Source organism: Actinoallomurus sp. NPDC052274 (assembly GCF_040679475.1).
GTDB lineage: Bacteria > Actinomycetota > Actinomycetes > Streptosporangiales > Streptosporangiaceae > Actinoallomurus > Actinoallomurus liliacearum.
Genome location: NZ_JBFAUT010000015.1, coordinates 97,618 through 115,416, shown reverse-complemented (window position 1 = coordinate 115,416; position 17,799 = coordinate 97,618). Strand labels below are relative to the sequence as shown.

General features: G+C 72.2%; 16 protein-coding genes. 8 read left to right on the top strand and 8 right to left on the bottom strand.

Annotated features, from left to right (window positions below):
• Positions 1–101: 101 nt before the first annotated feature.
• From AB0K82_RS15675 to AB0K82_RS15660, 4 genes are all read left to right on the top strand, one after another.
• Entirely contained in the window at positions 102–848 is a 747-nt protein-coding gene (locus AB0K82_RS15675) for a hypothetical protein (protein WP_364397315.1), read from the top strand.
• 63 nt (positions 849–911) lie between these two features.
• Positions 912–2,459: a serine/threonine-protein kinase gene (locus AB0K82_RS15670; RefSeq protein WP_364397312.1), complete on the top strand. Its 1,548-nt coding sequence runs from the start codon at positions 912–914 to the stop codon at positions 2,457–2,459.
• Between the two features lie 504 nt (positions 2,460–2,963).
• On the top strand, positions 2,964–3,743 hold the full coding sequence (locus tag AB0K82_RS15665; protein ID WP_364397309.1) for an electron transfer flavoprotein subunit beta/FixA family protein: 780 nt from the start codon (positions 2,964–2,966) through the stop codon (positions 3,741–3,743).
• 11 nt (positions 3,744–3,754) lie between these two features.
• Positions 3,755–4,705 (top strand): electron transfer flavoprotein subunit alpha/FixB family protein, encoded by a 951-nt coding sequence (locus AB0K82_RS15660; RefSeq protein WP_364397306.1) that lies wholly within the window; start codon positions 3,755–3,757, stop codon positions 4,703–4,705.
• A 76-nt stretch (positions 4,706–4,781) separates the two neighbouring features.
• On the opposite strand, the gene AB0K82_RS15655 is transcribed toward AB0K82_RS15660, so the two are convergent.
• On the bottom strand, positions 4,782–5,741 hold the full coding sequence (locus AB0K82_RS15655; protein ID WP_364397304.1) for a hypothetical protein: 960 nt from the start codon (positions 5,739–5,741) through the stop codon (positions 4,782–4,784).
• A complete protein-coding gene (locus AB0K82_RS15650; protein ID WP_364397301.1) occupies positions 5,738–6,313 on the bottom strand; it encodes a sigma-70 family RNA polymerase sigma factor in 576 nt (191 codons plus the stop codon). The genes AB0K82_RS15655 and AB0K82_RS15650 overlap by 4 nt, the downstream gene beginning before the upstream one ends.
• An 87-nt stretch (positions 6,314–6,400) precedes the next feature.
• Here AB0K82_RS15650 and AB0K82_RS15645 point away from each other — a divergent pair, with 87 nt between their 5' ends.
• Complete coding sequence (locus AB0K82_RS15645) at positions 6,401–7,834, top strand: DUF2079 domain-containing protein (protein ID WP_364397299.1); 1,434 nt, start codon at positions 6,401–6,403, stop codon at positions 7,832–7,834.
• 154 nt (positions 7,835–7,988) lie between these two features.
• Positions 7,989–9,803, top strand: a complete 1,815-nt coding sequence (locus AB0K82_RS15640; protein WP_364397297.1) for an N-acetylmuramoyl-L-alanine amidase — start codon at positions 7,989–7,991, stop codon at positions 9,801–9,803.
• A gap of 51 nt (positions 9,804–9,854) precedes the next feature.
• Here the strand turns inward: AB0K82_RS15640 and AB0K82_RS15635 are convergent, their stop codons facing one another.
• The 4 genes from AB0K82_RS15635 to AB0K82_RS15620 form a co-directional block, all read right to left on the bottom strand.
• Positions 9,855–11,384, bottom strand: a complete 1,530-nt coding sequence (locus AB0K82_RS15635) for a family 10 glycosylhydrolase (protein ID WP_364397295.1) — start codon at positions 11,382–11,384, stop codon at positions 9,855–9,857.
• A 95-nt stretch (positions 11,385–11,479) separates the two neighbouring features.
• Positions 11,480–12,676: an MFS transporter gene (locus AB0K82_RS15630; RefSeq protein ID WP_364397293.1), complete on the bottom strand. Its 1,197-nt coding sequence runs from the start codon at positions 12,674–12,676 to the stop codon at positions 11,480–11,482.
• 92 nt (positions 12,677–12,768) lie between these two features.
• On the bottom strand, positions 12,769–13,290 hold the full coding sequence (locus tag AB0K82_RS15625) for a TetR/AcrR family transcriptional regulator (RefSeq protein ID WP_364397290.1): 522 nt from the start codon (positions 13,288–13,290) through the stop codon (positions 12,769–12,771).
• A gap of 32 nt (positions 13,291–13,322) precedes the next feature.
• Positions 13,323–13,910, bottom strand: a complete 588-nt coding sequence (locus tag AB0K82_RS15620; protein ID WP_364397289.1) for a TetR/AcrR family transcriptional regulator — start codon at positions 13,908–13,910, stop codon at positions 13,323–13,325.
• A 68-nt stretch (positions 13,911–13,978) separates the two neighbouring features.
• On the opposite strand from AB0K82_RS15620, the gene AB0K82_RS15615 reads away from it, so the two are divergent.
• Complete coding sequence (locus AB0K82_RS15615) at positions 13,979–14,674, top strand: SDR family oxidoreductase (RefSeq protein ID WP_364397287.1); 696 nt, start codon at positions 13,979–13,981, stop codon at positions 14,672–14,674.
• A gap of 132 nt (positions 14,675–14,806) precedes the next feature.
• Positions 14,807–15,961, top strand: coding sequence for a cysteine desulfurase family protein (locus AB0K82_RS15610; RefSeq protein ID WP_364397284.1), 1,155 nt, complete (start codon positions 14,807–14,809; stop codon positions 15,959–15,961).
• Between the two features lie 40 nt (positions 15,962–16,001).
• Here the strand turns inward: AB0K82_RS15610 and AB0K82_RS15605 are convergent, their stop codons facing one another.
• Both AB0K82_RS15605 and AB0K82_RS15600 read right to left on the bottom strand, forming a co-directional pair.
• A complete protein-coding gene (locus tag AB0K82_RS15605; protein WP_364397282.1) occupies positions 16,002–16,661 on the bottom strand; it encodes a hypothetical protein in 660 nt (219 codons plus the stop codon).
• Between the two features lie 105 nt (positions 16,662–16,766).
• Positions 16,767–17,768, bottom strand: a complete 1,002-nt coding sequence (locus AB0K82_RS15600; RefSeq protein ID WP_364397280.1) for a DUF695 domain-containing protein — start codon at positions 17,766–17,768, stop codon at positions 16,767–16,769.
• Between the last annotated feature and the right edge of the window lie 31 nt (positions 17,769–17,799).

Here is a 17,799-nt window from a genome sequence, read left to right as displayed (position 1 = left end):
CGACGGCGGCGCGGGTTCACGGACACGCGCGGCGTGTCGGCCGCGTCGCGCCGGTCGGACCCCGCGGCGCGGTAGTGTGGCATCGCCTTCACGTCCGCCCGATGCGGGGACCCCAGCGACTTTTTTCCGAGGAGGGAACGGCGTTCCTCTCCGGCCCGGTGGCCGGGGTCACGCGCCGCGCACCGATGACGTGGGATGAGACATCCGGCGCGGTCTCCGACCCGCCGCTGGAGGCCCAGGAGACCGTCGACGCCGTCGTCGAGGGCTGGTCACGGCTCTTCACGTATCTCGTCGTCGCGAGCGTGTTCGGGCTCGCCGTCATCACGCCGTTCTTCGGACTCCTGCTGGCGCTGGCGGGCGCGTCGTACCTACGGGCCGGGCAGGCGCACGCGCGCCGGCATCCCGCGACGCCGCTGCGGCTGACGGTCGGCCCGCTGACCGCCCCGCTGGACCTGATCCGCGGCGTCGCGGGGACGTTGCTCACCGTGCCCTACGCCGCGGTGTTCGCGGTCGCCGTGCCGATGGCGATCATGGCGGCGGCGGCCGTCGATGTCCAGGTCGCGCCGCTGGTCGCGGCGGCCTGGGGCGCCGGGGTCGCGGCGTACGTCCTGCTGGCCGCCCCGGGTGTCCGGGCGCCGCGCCGGCACCTCGTGCAGGTGTTCGTCGCGCTCGCCTCGGGACCGCGCCGGATCGCGGTGATCGGAGCGCTCCTGTGCGTGGTGACACTCGCCGTCCTGGCCGCGGCGATCGTGCTCAGGCCGACCTTCGCCCCCATGTACGAGCTGGAGAACACCATCGCCCAGGAGCTCTCCCGGTTCCAGACCTCGATCCAACAGCGCGTGTCGTGACCGGGGGCCCGCCGGGCCGAACACTTACGATCATGCGGTAACCCGTCGACCGCGGAACCCCCCATGACGTCCCTGCGCGAGAGTCTCGGCCCCTACCGGCTCCTCGAGGAGATCGGTGTCGGCGGCATGGGCGAGGTGCACCTCGCGCTGGCCCCGGACGGCAGCACGGTCGCGGTCAAGGTCCTGCATCCCGCCGTCGCCCGCGACCCACTGGCGCGGCGGCGCCTCGAACGCGAGGTCGCGACGATGCGCCGGGTCCGCAGCCCGTACGTCGCCGAGGTGGTCGACGCGGACTTCACCGGCCGCCGTCCGTACGTCGTCACCAGGTACGTCCAGGGCCGCTCCCTGGACCTGTGCGTGCGCCGGGACGGCCCGATCCGGGGCGCGGCGCTGCTGAGGGTGGCGCGCGGGCTGGCCCGCGCGCTGCACGTGATCCACGCGGCCGGGGTCGTCCACCGTGACCTCAAGCCGGCCAACGTGATCCTCGTGGACCGCGATCCGGTCGTCATCGACTTCGGCCTCGCGCACGTGCTGGACGCGACCCGGCTGACGCGTACCGGCACGGCGATCGGCACGCCCGGCTACCTGGCCCCGGAGATCCTCGACGGGGAACGGGCCGGGCCGGCCGCCGACGTCTTCTCCTGGGCGGGCACGGTCGCGTTCGCGGCCACCGGCCGATCGCCGTACGGGCCGGGGCCGGCACAGGCGATCTTCTCCCGCGTGCTGCGCGGCCGGCACGACCTCCGCGGCGTGCCGGGCGGGCTGCGGGCGACGCTGGAGGCCGCGCTGGCGCTCGACCCGGAGTCGCGTCCCGGTACCGGCGACCTCCTGGAGGCGCTCGCGGTGGTACGGAACCGGCCCCGGCCGACCGCCGTACCCGACCGGCCGCCGACGGCGGCCGCCCCGGCGCCGGACGGTGGGGCCTCGGCGGGTCGGGCGCCGGCCGGTTCGGCGCCGGCGGACCGGATCCCGGAAGCGGATCGGGCCTCGGGTGATCCGGTCGTCGAGGCGGCCGCCGTCCCGGACGCTCCCGCCGCCCCGATGGCGGGCGAGCCTCCAGGCCCGGAGGAGTTCCCGGTGGGGGAGCGGCCCGTCGAGCCCCGGTCCAAGGGCCGGCGCCGAAGTCTGCCGGCGCGCCTGCTGCGGGGAACGGCGGCGCTCGCCGTTCCGGCCGCCTGCTACGTCCTGCCGGTCCTGGCCGTCGCGACGATCCTGTCGGCCTGCGCCGCCGGCTACACGTGGGACGCCGTGGCTCGAGCCCGGCGCCGGACGGCGGCACGGGTCGGCCGGCTCGCCCGCCTCGGGTCGGTGCTCGCCGCGCTCGTCGCGGTTCCGGCGCAGACGGTGGTCCGGCTGGTGGCGCTCGTCGTGGCGATGGTGGTGGGCTACGGCGCGGTGCTGGGAATCACCTGGTGGTCGGTCGTGCCGCGCGAACGGGCCATGGCGCTGCCCCTCGGGGTGCTCATGGTGGTGGCGGCGGTCGTGCGCGCACGCTACGGCGGTGAGCGCCGCGCGGCCCGGCTGGTCTTGGCGGTCCTGGCCGCCGGAGCGCTGGCGCTGGCAGTGGTGGGAATCCCGTTCCCGGCGTGGTGGCCGGTCACCACCCCCTAATCGGGGGGAGCAGACTTTGCGCAGTCGCTACTCACGGGTAACATCGGACCGGCGCGAGAGGACGCCCCGCTGCCGAACCACCTTCGGGTGTTTGGCAGGCTTGGGGCCGTCCAACGCGTCAGCCCGCGTCGCCCGCAGGGGACGGCGCCCGTCGTGCCGGAGGAGCGCGTAGTTGACTTCTCTCCCAGATGAAGCAGGGGGATTCAACCCTCGCGGGTTGAGCTTTCTGCTTCACGGCCCGTTGCCGACCCGGATCACCGGCGAGGGACGGAGTGCCGCCCATCGGTCTTACACAGGCTCCACAGACCTGACATTCCGCCAGCCCGGCGGTAGGTCCGGCAGGCTTGGTTCTCGTCTGCCGGACGGCAGATACGCTACCTCTCGTCATCAAGCACATGCAGAAAATTGCGGAAATTCGCCCAGGTGGATTTCCGGTCGTTGCCCTGCTCCGCAGGGGCCCGATTCCTCCCCGCCTGAAGGCGGGGGTCTCCTCGGAGGTATCCGATGAACATCGTCGTCTGCGTGAAGCAGGTTCCCGACACGGCGACCGAACGCAAGCTGCGGTCCGACGACAAGACCCTCGACCGTGAGGCCGCCGACGGCGTCATCAACGAGCTCGACGAGTACGCCGTCGAGGAGGCTCTGACGATCAAGGAGGCCCACGGCGGTGAGGTGACCGTCCTCACCATGGGTCCCGAGAAGGCGTCGGAGTCGATCCGCAAGGCCCTGGCCATGGGCGCCGACAAGGCCGTTCACGTGTCGGACGAGGCGCTGCACGGCTCGGACGCGCTGTCGACCTCCTACGCGCTCGCGCAGGTGCTCAAGAAGATCGGCTTCGACATCGTCATCCTCGGCTCGGAGTCGACCGACGCCCGTACGGGCCTGCTGGCCGCGATGCTGTCCGAGCGGCTCGGCGTGCCCCAGGTGACGCTGGCCAACAAGGTGGAGATCGACGGCTCGTCGCTCAAGGCGCAGCGGCTCACGGACTACGGCTTCGACCGTGTCGAGGCGAGCCTTCCCGCCGTCGTCAGCGTCGTCGAGAAGATCAACGAGCCGCGGTACCCCTCGTTCAAGGGGATCATGGCGGCCAAGAAGAAGCCGGTCGAGAAGCTCGCCGTCGCCGACGCCGAGATCGACGCCGCCAAGGTCGGGCTCGCCGGAGCCTCGACCGAGGTCGTCGACTTCGCCGACGCGCCGCCGCGCGAGAAGGGCCAGATCGTCAAGGACGAGGGCGACGGCGGCGTGAAGGTCGCCGAGTTCCTCGCGTCCAAGAAGTTCATCTGAGAGGCGGGGAAATGGCGGAGATTCTCGTCCTCGTCGACCATGTCGACGGAGAGGTCAAGAAGGTCACCTTCGAGCTGCTGACGCTCGCGCGCCGGCACGGCGACGCCGCGGCGGTATGGGTCGGCCCGGGCTACGAGGGCGCCAAGGACAAGCTCGCCGAGTACGGCGCGGCCAAGGTCTACGTCGCCGCCGACGAGGAGCTGACCTCCTACGTCGTCGCGCCGAAGGCCGAGCTGCTGGCGCAGCTCGTCGCCGACACGTCACCGGCCGCGGTCCTGGTGGCCGCGACGGGCGAGGGCAAGGAGATCGCGGGACGTCTCGCGGTCAAGACCGAGTCCGGCGTCCTCACCGACGTCGTCGACGTGGCGGACGGTTTCGTCGGCGAGCACTCGATCTTCGGTGGCGCGATCGTCTCGCACGCCAAGGTGTCGAAGGGCACGCCGATCATCGCGGTGCGCCCGAACTCCACCGCCCCCGAGGCCGCGCCGTCGACGCCGGCCGAGGAGCAGGTGTCGGTGACGCTGTCCGACGCGGCCAAGGCGGCCAAGGTCGTCGAGAAGGTCGTGCAGGAGAAGGGCGAGCGCCCGGAGCTGACCGAGGCCGCGATCGTGGTCTCCGGCGGCCGGGGTGTCGGCGGCGCCGACAACTTCAAGCTCATTGAGGAGCTGGCCGACTCGCTCGGCGCGGCCGTCGGCGCCTCGCGCGCCGCGACCGACGCCGGCTGGTACCCCCACACCTTCCAGGTGGGCCAGACCGGCAAGACGGTGTCGCCGCAGCTGTACGTCGCGGTCGGCATCTCCGGCGCCATCCAGCACCGGGCCGGCATGCAGACCTCCAAGACGATCGTCGCGATCAACAAGGACCCGGACGCGCCGATCTTCGAGCTGGTCGACTACGGCATCGTCGGCGACCTGTTCCAGGTCGCCCCGCAGCTCACCGAGGAGATCACCAAGCGCAAGTGACCTCGCGCGCGACGGCGCCCCGGCGGATCTCCCGCCGGGGCGTCGCCGTGCGGGGCGTCGCCGCGTTCAGGAAGCGTCAGCGCGCGGTCGCGGTCGTGGTCGGGGTCGCGACGGGCGCACCGGGCGCGGTGCGGGTGGGAAGAGACGCCCTGGGCGACGGCGTGCCCTGGTGCACCTGGCGGGTCGGGCCGACGAACAGCATGACCTGGCCCGGCGCCCACGGAGAGGCGTCGTGCACGAACCATCCCGGCTCGACCTTCTCCGGCGGCACGCCGTTCTGGTACGGCCGGTTGTCGCCGTTGGCCGCCTCGTACCGGTACTGCGGCACGGTGACGTGCCGCTTCTTCAGCATCGCCAGGACCTCGGCGACCGTGCGGCCGCGGTAGGCCAGCCCGTGCATCACCTCACCGGGCGCGTCGGCGAAAGTGGTGGAGTCGTAGTGCTCGCCGGGCCGGGCCGCCCGGCCGAACACGACCGTCGCGTGTTCCTTGTAGCCGATCGGGATCTTCACGCCGACCGGGCACTCGGCGCCGCCGCCACCGGTGACGCACTTGCCCCGCGCGGTGATGTCCTTGATCCCACCCTCCGACATCACCACCGTTCCGACGATGGACGGCGACACGGGGACGAGTCTCAGGTCGATGTTCATCCCATGCGCGGCGAACTCCTTGCGGTACCGCGCCGGATCGGCGAGCGGGTCCTTGACCTTGACGACCAGGTACCGGCCCTGGGTGGAGAAGGTCAGCGCCGCGAGCTGGACCTTCGGCGAGACGCTCTGCGGCGCGTGTGACGCCTGCTCGCCCGGGTGCGGTGAACCGGACAGCACGGACGCGGCGACGACGGACGCGGCGATCCCCGCAGCGGCCAGCGGCAGACCGATGATCAGGCCCCGGCGGCGCCGTGCCGCCGCTCTCTCCGGCGCGGCGGTGGACGTGATCCGCTCTGCCAGGTCGTTCTTGGTCCCCGGGCTCACCATGTGGGCCGCCTCCTCGTCCGTGATGGGCGCGAGGCGTCCGATCAGCTCCTTGTGGTTCATACGTGTTCCTTCTTCGCGAAGCGAGCGCGGTGGCGGTGGGTCTCCGCGCTGGTCTCCCGGGACTCCCCGGCCCTCCGGTCCGCCAGTGCGCGGGCGAACCGCTTACGCGCGCGGTGCAGCCGGATCCGTACGGCGTTGCGCGAGCAGCCGAGGACCGTCGCGATCTGCCCGGCGTCCAGGTCCTCCCAGCCGACGAGGGACAGCAGCTCCCGGTCGTCCTCGGACAGGCCGCGGAACGCCTCCGCGACGGCGCCGGACGACTCGCGGTCCTCGGCCGGCGGGGCGGCGGCTCCGAGTTCGGCCCGCAACCGGTCGCCGAGAGCGGTGCGCCGCCGCTCCCCGCGGCGGTGGTTGGCGAGAACCCGCCTCGCCACGCCGTACAGCCAGGGACGCGCCCCGTCCCCGGCGGGCACGTCGTCGAGCCGCCGCCAGGCGATCAGGAAGGTCTCGGCGAGGATGTCCGCGGCGTCGTGCCCGTTCTCGGTGCGGCGCATGACGTAGCCGAGAACGGGGTCGTGACAGGCCGCGTAGATCTCCGCGAATCTTCGCTTCCTGTGGTCGAGAGGTTCCAAGCCTCTCTCCTTCCGCTCGGGTACCGGCCCGCGCAGTGCGTGCGCTCACCCCGGACCTGTCCGGCCGCCCCCGTAACATTTCGCGGAATGATCACTTATGTCCGGGCAGTTCGCCGCTCCTGGGCGGAACCGCGATGGGATCCGTACCGGCTCGCGGGCGCCTTCCTCCTCGCGTACGCGGCGTTGTCGCTCGCGCGGTATCGCCGCATGGCGACGCTGTCCTGGGACCTGGGGATCTTCGAGCAGGCCGTCCGCGGCTACGCGCACCTGCGCGCCCCGATCGTGGACATCAAGGCCCCCGGCGCGAACATCCTCGGCGATCACTTCAGCCCGATCATCGCGCTGCTCGCCCCGTTCTACCGGATCTTCCCGACGCCGGTCACCCTGCTCGTCGTCCAGGCGGCGCTGTTCGCGTCCGCCGCCATCCCGATCACCCGGGTCGCGGCGCGCCTTCTCGGGCGCGGGCGGGGCCTGGCGATCGGCGTCGCCTACGGGCTGTCCTGGGGCGTCCAGCGCGCGATCGAGTTCGACTTCCACGAAATCGCGTTCGCCATGCCGCTGCTCGCCCTGTCGCTGGAGGCGACCCTGCGCGGGCGGTGGTGGGCGGCGATGGCGTGGGCGCTCCCGCTCGTCCTCGTCAAGGAGGACATGGGTCTGACGGCCGCGGCGGTCGGCCTCGTCGTCGCCCTGCGGGCGCGGCGGGACCCCGCCGCCTCCCGGGTCCTCCCGTGCGCGGTCGCGCTCGTCGCGTTCGGGGTGGCGTGCACCGTCCTCGCCCTCCTGGTGATGATCCCGGCGTTCAACCACGGCGGCGACTACGGGTACTGGCAGAAGCTGACCGGCCATGGCGTGTCCGGCGCCCGCCACGTGCCGCCCGGCATCGCGGTCCGCGCCGTGCTGTGGATCCTGGTGCCCACCAGCGGCCTGTACGCGCTGCGGTCCCCGCTCCTCCTCGTCGCGGTGCCGACGATCGGCTGGCGCCTGGCCTCGAAGGACGCCCACTACTGGGGTCTGGACTGGCACTACAGCGCCGTGCTGATGCCGGTCGTCCTCCTCGCGCTCGTGGACGCGGTCGCGTGGACCCGGGCGCGTACGGACGGGCCGCGCTGGGCACGGGAGTACGCGGCCCGGCTCCCGGCCGCGGTGGCGGTCGCCGCGCTCGCGCTCACGACGACCCTTCCGCTGGGAGCGCTCCTGCACTGGGGGACGTACCGGGTCGACGCCCGGACCGTCGCCGTGAAGAGGCTGCTCCGGAAGATCCCGGACGGCGCGACCGTCGAGAGCGACATTCTGCCGATCAGCCGGTTGACCCGCCGCACGACGGTCTACTGGATCGGCGCCGCCAAGGGCGTCACCCCGGACTACTTCACGTTCCGGCTGCGGTCGCCGGACGACGGGGATCCGCTCGGTTTCGCGCACCACCTCCATCCCAACGCGAACTACCACGAGGTCGCCCGGGCCGGCGGCTACATCCTCCTGGCCCGGGACGGGGAGAGCCCGGCCGCCTGGACAGGGTCGTGAAACGCCGGACGACGTGCCGGATCAGGTCGACCAGACGCTGATCCGCGCGTACGGCGTCCGCTGAAGAGCGACGAATTCTGACGTTTCGGTTGACGCGGACTGACGGGTCGGAGCACTCTTCCCCGAGTCGATTTGATCTTGGGGGAACCGTCGAATGTCCAACCGACGTCGCGCGATAGGGGCGGGGGCCGCCCTCGTGGCGGCCGTCGCCGCCGGCGCCGTCTATGTCCAGCAGTCCTCGTCCTCGTCGTCGGCGGGTCTGCAGTCCTCGTCCTCGCCGACGCGGCAGGCGGCGTTCGCCGCCGCGGCGAAGCGGTACGAGGTGCCGGAGAGCGTCCTGCTCGGCGTGTCGTACCTGGAGTCGCGCTGGGACGCCAACGACGGCCTGCCGAGCGTGAGTGGCGGGTACGGCCCGATGCACCTGACCCAGGTCGCCGCCGCCTCGGAGCCCCAGACCCTGCCGGAGGCGGCCGAACTGACCGGCGTCGACGCGGCGAAGCTGCGCACCGACCCGGCCGCCAATATCGCGGGCGGTGCGGCGCTGCTGGCGAAGTACCAGCGCGACGCGCACAGGCCGCTCGGCGTCGACCCGGCGCAGTGGTACGCCGCCGTCACCCGCTACGGCGGGAGCGCCTGGTTCGCCGACGAGGTCTTCTCGGTGATCCGCTCCGGCGAGACCCGGACCACGGACGACGGCCAGCGGGTCACGCTCGCCGCCGACCCGAAGGCCGCCCCGGCGGCCTCCCAGGGCGTGAGCGCCACGGCTGCGGCCACCGACTGCCCGGCGAGCCTGAAGTGCGAGTGGATTCCGGCGCCCTACAAGCAACTGGACTCGAAGGACCCCAGCAAGTACGGCAACCACGAGACGGCGAACCGGCCCGCCCAGCAGAAGATCGACTACATCGTCATCCACGACACCGAGTCGTCGTACGCGTCGGCGGTGAAGTCGGTGCAGGACCCGACCTACCTGGCGTGGCACTTCACGATCCGGTCGAAGGACGGGCACGTCGCCCAGCACGTGCGGGTCAAGGACGTCCCCCGGCACGCCGGGAACTGGTACGTCAACTCCAAGTCGATCGGCATCGAGCACGAGGGCTACGTCGCCAAGGGCACGTGGTTCACCGAGGCGATGTACCGCGCCTCGGCGAAGCTGGTCGCCCACCTGGCCGCGACCTACGGCGTCCCGCTGGACCGGGGGCACATCCTCGGCCATGACAACGTGCCCGGCCGGGCCATGAGCGCCGTCTCCGAGATGCACCAGGACCCGGGCCCGTACTGGGACTGGGCGCACTACTTCGCCCTGCTCGGCAAGCCGCTGAAGGGCGCGGCCACGTTCCAGAGCCGGGTGATGATTCTGCCGGACTATGCCAAGAACACGTGGGCCTACACCGGCTGTGACTCCGCCCACCCCACGGCGAAGTGCCCGTCGCACGGCGGCGCGTCGATCATTCTGCGCTCCGCGCCGAGCAAGACCGCCCCGCTGGTCAAGGACGTCGGCGCGCACCCCGGCAGCGGCAAGGCGACGATGAGCGTCTACGACCACTCCGCGCGGGCGTCGACCGGCCAGATCTACGCGGTCGCCGAGAAGAAGGGGGGCTGGACGGCGATCTGGTACCTCGGGCAGAAGGCGTGGTTCTACAACTCCAAGGCCCTTCGGAGGGCCGTCGCCGCGCCGGGGCAGATCGTCACCCTGAAGAAGGGTGCGCGGATCTGGGGCATGGCCTACCCGGCGAAGCTCTCCGTCACTCCGCCGGCGGACCGGGTCGCCGAGCCGCTGAAGTACACGGTCGCCGCTGGACAGAAGTACGCCCTCCTCGGCACCGAGACCGGGGAGTACTTCCACTCCGTCACCTACGACAGCGCCAAGCACGTGGTGTACAAGGACGCGACGAAGTACTACGAGATCCAGTTCGGTCACCGCGCCTACTTCGTCAAGGCCGGTGACGTGACCGTCTCCACCGTCAGCTGATCGGCACGCACCGCCGTGACCTCCGGATCGGGAGGTCACGGCGGTGTCGTGTCACCGGCGCCTGGTGGGCGTCCCCGCGCTCTCGTGCCAGAGGCGGTCGAGGGCGGTGACGACGTAGACGTACGCCCCGCCCGGCTCGGCGGTGCCGTCGGTGAAGGACGTACCGCCGGTCACGGCGATCCGGTGGGCCTCGTCGAGGCCGCACCCGGTGGCCGGGCCGTCGAACCGGTAGACGGCGTACCGCACGGCCCCGCGGACCGGGCGCCAGGCGACCACGGAGCCCTCGACCGTGGGCCGCGGCCGGTGCGGAGCGTGGCCGCCGAGCCGCGGCATGAGCGGCACCAGCGCCGGGCGGGCGTAGTGGTCGGCGACCATCCGGCTCACCGCGCCGAGCCGGTCGGCGTCCATGTCCTTGGCACTGAAGTGGATGTCCCCGGCCACCTGCGGATACGCCCGGTTGAAGGCGAGGTGCCGGGACAGCTCGGCCGGGTCCTGCCACGGCGCGGCCTGCCCGGCGGCGCCCTGCCGGTAGTCGGCCTGGCCGATGTAGAGCTGCACGCCGGTGCCGTCGACCTGGCGGGCCCACCAGGGGACGAGCTTGGCGTAGTCGGCGACGGTGAACCCGATGTACCAGTAGATCTGCGGGGCGAGGTAGTCGATCCACCGCTTCTTCACCCAGCCGCGGGTGTCGGCCGAGATCGCGGTGTAGGACTCCAGGCCGTTCGTGTCCGAGCCGGCGGGGTCGGAGCTCTTGTTGCGCCAGATGCCGAACGGGCTGACCCCGAACTTCACCCACGGCTTGAGGGCGTGGATCCGGCGGTCCATCTCCTGGATCAGCAGGTCGATGTTGTGCCGCCGCCACGCGGCCTTGTCGGTGAACCCGGAGCCGTACTTGGCGAACGTCGCGTCGTCGGGGAAGTCCGCGGTGCCGCTCGGGTAGGGGTAGAAGTAGTCGTCGAAGTGGACGCCGTCGATGTCGTAGCGGCGTACCGCGTCGAGCATCGCCCGCTCCACGAAGTGACGGACGTCGGGGATGCCGGGGTCGTAGTAGAGCTTGCCGGCGTAAGGGTGCGTCCAGTCGGGATGGCGGCGGGCCGGGTGGTTCGGTGACAGCGAGCTCGGGTCGGCCTTCATCGACACCCGGTAGGGGTTCATCCAGGCGTGGAACTCCAGGCCGCGCGCGTGCGCCTCCCGCACGAGGAAGGCGAGGGGGTCGTACCCCGGATTCTTGCCCTGGGTGCCGGTCAGGTACTGGGACCACGGCTCGTACGGCGAGGGCCAGAACGCGTCGGCGGTCGGCCGTACCTGCACGAACACCGCGTTCAGGTGGCGGGCCACGGCGTTGTCCAGCAGGCGGACGTACTCCGCCTGCTGCCGGGCGACGGACAGGCCGGGCGCGGACGGCCAGTCGATGTTGGTGACGGAGGCGATCCACACGCCTCGCAACTGGCGGTTCGCGGTGGCCGGGGCGGGGCAGGAGGTCGTGGTCCGGGCGGTGGCGGGGGTGGTCAGCGGCCCGGCGGCGAGTGCGCCGCCGAGCAGCGCGGCGGTGGTGAGAGACAGGACGCGGCGAAGGATCATGTAGCTCTCCTCAGGCTCTGGAAGAGAACTTACGATCTTCAGCTATCTGATGTAAATCATTCACCGCGTCCTGTCTCGGCGAGTCCGCGCGCCGGTCAGGCCGCCAGGCGGACCTTCTCGGGCTCCGCGTCCGGCTCGGTCGCCACGACCATGAAGCGGCGTGCCGGGACGAACCGGGCGCTGGCCGCGATCAGCAGCGCCAGCACGACCGCCAGGCCGAGCCCGACCCGCAGCGAGGCGGCGTCCGCCAGGAAGCCGATCACCACGGGTCCCAGGATGAGGCCGCCGTAGCCCATCGCGCCGACCTGGCCGACCGCCGCGGCGGACCGGCCGGGCACCACCGAGCCGGCCACCGAGATCGTCGTCGGCACCACGGTGCAGACCATCAGTCCGGCCAGCCCGAACCCGACGAGCGCGAACGGCGTCGCCGGGGCGAGGACGACGATCGAGACGGCGGCCGCCGTGCCCAGCCCCGCGTACGTCAGCATCCGGCGGGTGCCCAGCCGGGCGCGGACGCGGTCGCCGACGAGCCGGCCGCCGAGCATGGCGGCCTCGAACAGCGGGTAGGCCAGGGCGGCCACCGACTGCGTGGCGCCGAGCTCCCGGTTGAGGAACAGCCCGCTCCAGTCCGCGATCGTGCCCTCCATCATGAAGGCGACGAACGCCAGCGCGCCGATGAGGTAGACGACGAGCGGCAGCCGCGCGCGGCTCCGGCCGCTCGCCGCGGGCGCCCGGTCGTCGATGTACGTACGGCCCAGGACGATCGTCAGGGGGAGGGCGATGATCGCCCCGCCGATGAGGGTCTCGCCGAACGACAGCCCGGCCGAGGCGCTGAAGGAGCCGATCAGACCCCCGGAGATGCCGCCGGCGCACCAACCGGCGTGCATGCTGTTCATGACCGGCCGGCCGTAGGACCGTTCCACGGCGCTGCCCTGGGCGTTCATCCCGATGTCGGTCAGCCCGAACGTCATGCCGAACAGCGCGACGGCGACGTAGAGCAGCGGCCGGGTGGGCGCCAGCCCGACCAGCGCCACGCTGACCGCCGTCAGCGGCGCGGCGACCCGCAGGACCGCGGTACCGCCCAGCCGCGCCATGACGCCCCGCAGCCCCTGCATCGCGATGATCGCGCCGATCCCCCAGACGAGGATGGCCATCCCGACGTCGCCTTCCCTCATCCCGAACTTGTCCGCGAGGGCCGGCGTCCGTGACACCCAGACTCCGCAGAGCATGCCGGCCAGGGCGAACGTCAGCACGGTGCCCAGGCGGGCCCGGACGAGGACGCGAGACGTCATGATTTCACCTCTCTCTGTTTGCCGTGGTGCGCACGGAAAGGACCGGCACCCCTCGATGGGCGCCGGTGTGGTCGTTCGTGGTCGGTCGGCCGCTAGAGCGAGCCGAGCAGCCGTTCGCGCAGCGTCTCCAGCTGCGCCTCGTCATAGAGGCCGGGGTCGTGCATCACGACCTCCCAGAGCCCCTCTGCCGCCAGCCGCGCGATCTGCGCGGCGATCGGATCCGGGTCGTCGGCCGGATCCCGGTCGTGCCAGCGGTGCATCGCCTCGCGGATCTGGGCGAGCAGGGCCGGGTCGGCCGCCGCCGCGCTGACCGTCGCCCATCGTCGCAGCAGCCGCGACTGGTCGCGGTCCATGACGACGGCGAAGTTCGCCTCGACGAAGGCGCGGGTGTACGCCCCGGGGCCACCGGTCTCGTACGAGGCGATCAGCGCGTCGAACTCCTCGATCAGCCGCTCCACCAGCCCTCTGATCAGGGCTTCCTTGTTGGGGAAGTGGTAGAGCAGCCCGCCCTTGCTGACCTGGGCGCGCTCGGCGACCGCGGACAGCGTGAGCGCCTGGGTGCCCTGCTCGCACAGCAGGGCCTCGGCGGCATCGAGGAGGGCATCTCGTTTCATGACAGTCCTACTATACCGTCCGGACGGTACAGTTATTCCCGATGACGGACAGACCCGGCGATAAGTGACGCGATGCCCCGCGCCGCGCCGTCGTCCAGCGGAGCGGTGCGGAACAACAGGCGGTACCAGAGCACGCCGTACACCACGTCGTGCAGCAGGCCCAGATCCGCCTCGGCGGGGATCTCGCCGCGCGCCACGGCCTGCTTCAGCACCGTGTTCAGGGCGGCCCGGCGGCCGGCGAGGAAGCGGTCGCGGAAGGCGTCGGCGAACTCCGGGTCGAGCAGCGACTGGGCCAGCAGGCCCTTCAGCACCGGCCCCTCCGACTCCTGCATCCCGAACGTACGGCGGAGGAATGCGCTCAGGTCGGCTTCGAGGTCGCCCTGGTCGGGGATCGGGATGCCCTCCGACGCCACGTTGAGCAGTGAGTCCAGCGCGACGTCCGCCTTGGACCGCCACCACCGGTAGATCGTCTGCTTGCCGACCCCCGCCCGCGCCGCGATCCCCTCCATCGTCAGCCCCCCGTAGCCGCGCTCGAGGAGTTCGTCGTGCGTCGCCTTGAGGATCGCCAGCCGGGCCGCCTCGCTGCGCGGGCGGCCGGGACGTCGCGTGCCGTCGACCATGCCCCCACTTTACAAGACGGCCCGTCTCGGAATATATTTCGAGACGAAGCGTCTAGAAACTTGGAGACATGATGCGCGTAGTCGTGCTGGGCGGTACGTCGGGCGTCGGACTGGCGATCGCCGAGAGCTGTGCCGCGAACGGTGACGAGGTGCTCGTGACCGGGCGCGACCCGGAGAAGCTGAAGGTGGCCGCGGCGAAGGTCGCCGTCGCGGAGGCCGTGGACGGGCGGTCGGCGGAGGACGTCCGGGCGTTCTTCGGGCGGCACGGCCGGTTCGACCACCTGGTGCTCGCGCTGAGCGGGGCGAGCGGCGCGGGCGCCCTGCGGGACCTGAAGATGGACGACCTGCGGGCCGGTTTCGAGGGCAAGTTCTTCCCGCACCTCACCGCGGCGCAGGCGGCCCTCGACACGATCGCCGAGGACGGGTCGATCACGTTCATCACCGCCGCCAGCGCCCAGGGCTCGATGCCCGGCACGGCGGGCCTGGCGGCGGTCAACGGAGCACTGGAGCGGGCCGTGCCGCCGCTGGCCGCCGAGCTCGCGCCGATCCGCGTCAACGCGGTCTCGCCCGGTGTGATCGACACACCCTGGTGGTCCTTCCTGCCCGAGGAGCAGCGGCGTGAGCGGTTCGCCGCCTACGCCGAGCAGACGCCCGTCCGCCGGGTCGGCCGCCCCGAGGACGTCGCCGACGCGGTCCGCTATCTCATGGGCGCCGGCTTCGTCACGGGCAGGGTCCTCACCTGCGACGGCGGCCTGAGCCTCTGACCGCTGCGGCGCCGCCTCCGTACGGCGCCCGTCCGCGCCGCCACCGTACGGCGTCCGTCCGCGCCGCTGTCCCGGGCGTCCGGCCCCACCGCCGTGGCCCGCCGACGGCGGCGCGGATAGGCTGATGGCGCGATGGTGTACCTAGATCACGCGGCGACCACGCCGATGCTGCCCGAGGCGATCGAGGCGATGACCGCGGAGCTCGCGCGCATCGGCAACCCCTCCTCGCTGCACGCCTCCGGCCGCCGCGCCCGGCGCGTCGTCGAGGAGTCGCGCGAGATCATCGCCGAGTCGCTGGGCGCCCGGCCCAGCGAGGTGGTCTTCACCAGTGGCGGCACCGAGGCCGACAACCTCGCGCTCAAAGGGATCTTCTGGACCCGCCGGAGCGCCGATCCGACCCGGACCCGGGTGCTGGTCAGCGCGATCGAGCACCACGCCGTGCTCGACTCGGCACAGTGGCTGGCCGACCGCGAGGGGGCGAGCGTCGAGCACCTGGCCGTCGACGCCGACGGCCGGGTCCGGCCCGACACCCTGCGCGCCGCCATCGACCGCGACCCCGGCACGGTGGCGGTCGTCAGCGTCATGTGGGCCAACAACGAGATCGGCACGGTGCAGCCGATCGCCGAGCTCGCCGCGATCGCCCACGAGCACGGCATTCCGTTCCACACCGACGCCGTTCAGGCGGTAGCGCAGCTCCCCATCACGTTCGGCACGGACGCGATGACCGTCACCGGACACAAGATCGGTGGGCCGGTCGGCGCCGGCGCCCTGCTGCTCGCCAAGGGCCTGGACCCCGTTCCCGTCCTGCACGGCGGCGGCCAGGAACGCGACGTACGGTCCGGCACCCTCGACGCCGCCGCCATCGCCGGCTTCGCCGCCGCGATGCGCGTCGCCGTCTCCCGGCGGACCGCCGAGGCGAAGCGCCTGGCCCGGCTCCGCGACGACCTCATCGAGCGCGTCCGCGCGGCCGTGCCCGACGTCGTCCTCAACGGCGACCCCGAGAACCGGCTCCCCGGCAACGCCCACCTGTCCTTCCCCGGCTGCGAGGGCGACGCCCTGCTGATGCTGCTCGACGCCCGGGAAGTCGAGTGCTCGACCGGCTCGGCGTGCTCGGCCGGCGTCGCCGAACCCAGCCACGTGCTCCTCGCGATGGGCGCCGACCTGCCGCGGGCACGGGGCTCGCTGCGGTTCTCCCTCGGCCACACGAGCACGCAGGCCGACATCGACGCCGTCGCCGACGTCATCGGCCCCGTCGTCGAGCGCGCCCGCCGCGCCGGCGCCGCCTGACCGCGCCCGAGTGCCCGGCGCGGTCTCACGCGGCCTGCCGTCAGCCCGCGGGCCAGCCGCACTCCGAACAGAACTTCGCGTCGCCGAGCTGGTTGCCGCAGTTCGTGCAGTACTTCTTCAGCGCCGTCGGCGCGGCGGCCTGGGGCGTGCCGCAGTTCCGGCAGAACTTCCCGCCGCCCGACTCCTGGTGACAGCTGTGGCACAGCCCCGTCGCCTGCTCCTGGTATCCGACGCCCTTCGTCCAGTCCTGCGCCGCGATCTTGCCCCGAAGCTGGTCGACCTGGGCCGCCGCCTGCATCCCCGCGATCTCCTGATCGAGCCGCGGCGCGCACGTCGTGCAGAGCCCGCGCTCGGCGTTCCAGCAGATCTGGTTGCAGACCCACTGCCCGCAGCGGTGGCACTGGGTGAAGTTCGGCTTCATCTGTTCCACGGCCTTGGCGAGCGCCTTGTCCCGCGTCGACCCGCGTACGCCGCTCCGCAGCCACTGGGCGTCGAAGCCCAGGTTGGACGCCTTGTTGCCGACCTCACCGCCGAGCAGGTCACCGCCCATCTGCAGCAGCCGTCCGCCGAAGCCGGTCACGGAATGCTGGAACGGCGAGGTGTAGCCGTTGCCGCAGCGCCCGCAGAAGAATTCGAACTGGTAGCCCTCGTTCGTCGAACGGTCCTGGTAGTTGTCGGTGAAGAACACCATGTCGGCCATGCGCGCCCCCTTTACGCCAGATCCCCCGGGTGGATTCTGACTTACTGGGACGCACCCGCCTACGCTCGCGTACGCGGCCGGAGATGGCCGGATGCGGCCAGAACCTTACGGCTGGTACGGCTCCAGGACCTCCCACGCCGGATCCGGCTGGGACGAGACCTTGGCCCGGCCCTCCGACCAGGCCGCCGCGAGCTGGTCGAGCTCGGCGACCGCGCCGGACTCCGGGTCGACGTACAGGTGGAACACCCGCCGCCCGTCGCCGCTCTCGTGCGCGGCCAGCAGGACACGCTCGCCCATCGCCTCGATCGACTTCTCGAAGTCCCGGAGCGCCGACGCCGACGGCTCGACCGGGAGCCGGTCCGGATTCGCGTTCGCGTACGGCAGCGCCACCGCGACGTACAGGTCGCACAGCGGGTGGTCCTGCCGGTGCAGCGGGAAGCGCACGGCCACCCGCGCCGCGTGGCCCAGCGGGGTGCGGCCCTCACCGGTCAGCCACGCCGGGTCGCCGAACGGCGCCGCGACCTGCTCGACCACCGCGGACAGCATCGACGGCGGCAGCGCGTCCATCGGCTCATCGGTCACCACCGTGACGTCGCCGGTCCACCGGGCGACGTCGTCCTCGCCCAGCGCCCAGTCCAGCACGCGGTACGTGAGGGCGAGCTGCGTCTCCTCCGGTACGAACAGGAAGTCCGGGTGGTACGCGGTGATGTCGACGCGGGCCCGCCGGGCGTCCGCGCGCAGGCCCATACGCACATAGCTCAGGTCGAACTCGTGGTCTTCGAGCTGGAGCTTGCCCTCCAGCATGGCCGGATCGGCGGACCGCGCCGGGCGGTACTGCCAGCCGTCGTCGGGCGCCGCCCGGAACCAGCGCTCGGCGAGCCCGCGCAGCTCGCCGACCCCGCCGCCGCTCACCGTCAGGCTCGGCCCCGGCCCGATCTCCCACTCCAGGTCGGGGTGCATCGCCTCGACGTGCGCGCTGATCTGCTCGGCGAGTGCCTCGGGGACGCCGTCGTCCAGCCGTTCCCGGGCCTCCGGCCACCACTCCCAGAACCGGGTGATGGCGGCGTTGGGCGAAGGCGTACCTGGAGAGCGTCGGAAGATTCCCATGGTGCGGCCAATCGTACGGCCGACAATGACC

What these genes read in the sequence shown, in the direction of transcription:
- AB0K82_RS15675 (WP_364397315.1), top strand. Translation starts at nt 102, where the DNA reads ATGCGGGGACCCCAGCGACTTTTTTCCGAGGAGGGAACGGCGTTCCTC.
- AB0K82_RS15670 (WP_364397312.1), top strand. Translation starts at nt 912, where the DNA reads ATGACGTCCCTGCGCGAGAGTCTCGGCCCCTACCGGCTCCTCGAGGAG.
- AB0K82_RS15665 (WP_364397309.1), top strand. Translation starts at nt 2,964, where the DNA reads ATGAACATCGTCGTCTGCGTGAAGCAGGTTCCCGACACGGCGACCGAA.
- AB0K82_RS15660 (WP_364397306.1), top strand. Translation starts at nt 3,755, where the DNA reads ATGGCGGAGATTCTCGTCCTCGTCGACCATGTCGACGGAGAGGTCAAG.
- AB0K82_RS15655 (WP_364397304.1), bottom strand. Translation starts at nt 5,741, where the DNA reads ATGAACCACAAGGAGCTGATCGGACGCCTCGCGCCCATCACGGACGAG.
- AB0K82_RS15645 (WP_364397299.1), top strand. Translation starts at nt 6,401, where the DNA reads ATGATCACTTATGTCCGGGCAGTTCGCCGCTCCTGGGCGGAACCGCGA.
- AB0K82_RS15640 (WP_364397297.1), top strand. Translation starts at nt 7,989, where the DNA reads ATGTCCAACCGACGTCGCGCGATAGGGGCGGGGGCCGCCCTCGTGGCG.
- AB0K82_RS15635 (WP_364397295.1), bottom strand. Translation starts at nt 11,384, where the DNA reads ATGATCCTTCGCCGCGTCCTGTCTCTCACCACCGCCGCGCTGCTCGGC.
- AB0K82_RS15630 (WP_364397293.1), bottom strand. Translation starts at nt 12,676, where the DNA reads ATGACGTCTCGCGTCCTCGTCCGGGCCCGCCTGGGCACCGTGCTGACG.
- AB0K82_RS15625 (WP_364397290.1), bottom strand. Translation starts at nt 13,290, where the DNA reads ATGAAACGAGATGCCCTCCTCGATGCCGCCGAGGCCCTGCTGTGCGAG.
- AB0K82_RS15620 (WP_364397289.1), bottom strand. Translation starts at nt 13,910, where the DNA reads ATGGTCGACGGCACGCGACGTCCCGGCCGCCCGCGCAGCGAGGCGGCC.
- AB0K82_RS15615 (WP_364397287.1), top strand. Translation starts at nt 13,979, where the DNA reads ATGATGCGCGTAGTCGTGCTGGGCGGTACGTCGGGCGTCGGACTGGCG.
- AB0K82_RS15610 (WP_364397284.1), top strand. Translation starts at nt 14,807, where the DNA reads ATGGTGTACCTAGATCACGCGGCGACCACGCCGATGCTGCCCGAGGCG.
- AB0K82_RS15605 (WP_364397282.1), bottom strand. Translation starts at nt 16,661, where the DNA reads ATGGCCGACATGGTGTTCTTCACCGACAACTACCAGGACCGTTCGACG.
- AB0K82_RS15600 (WP_364397280.1), bottom strand. Translation starts at nt 17,768, where the DNA reads ATGGGAATCTTCCGACGCTCTCCAGGTACGCCTTCGCCCAACGCCGCC.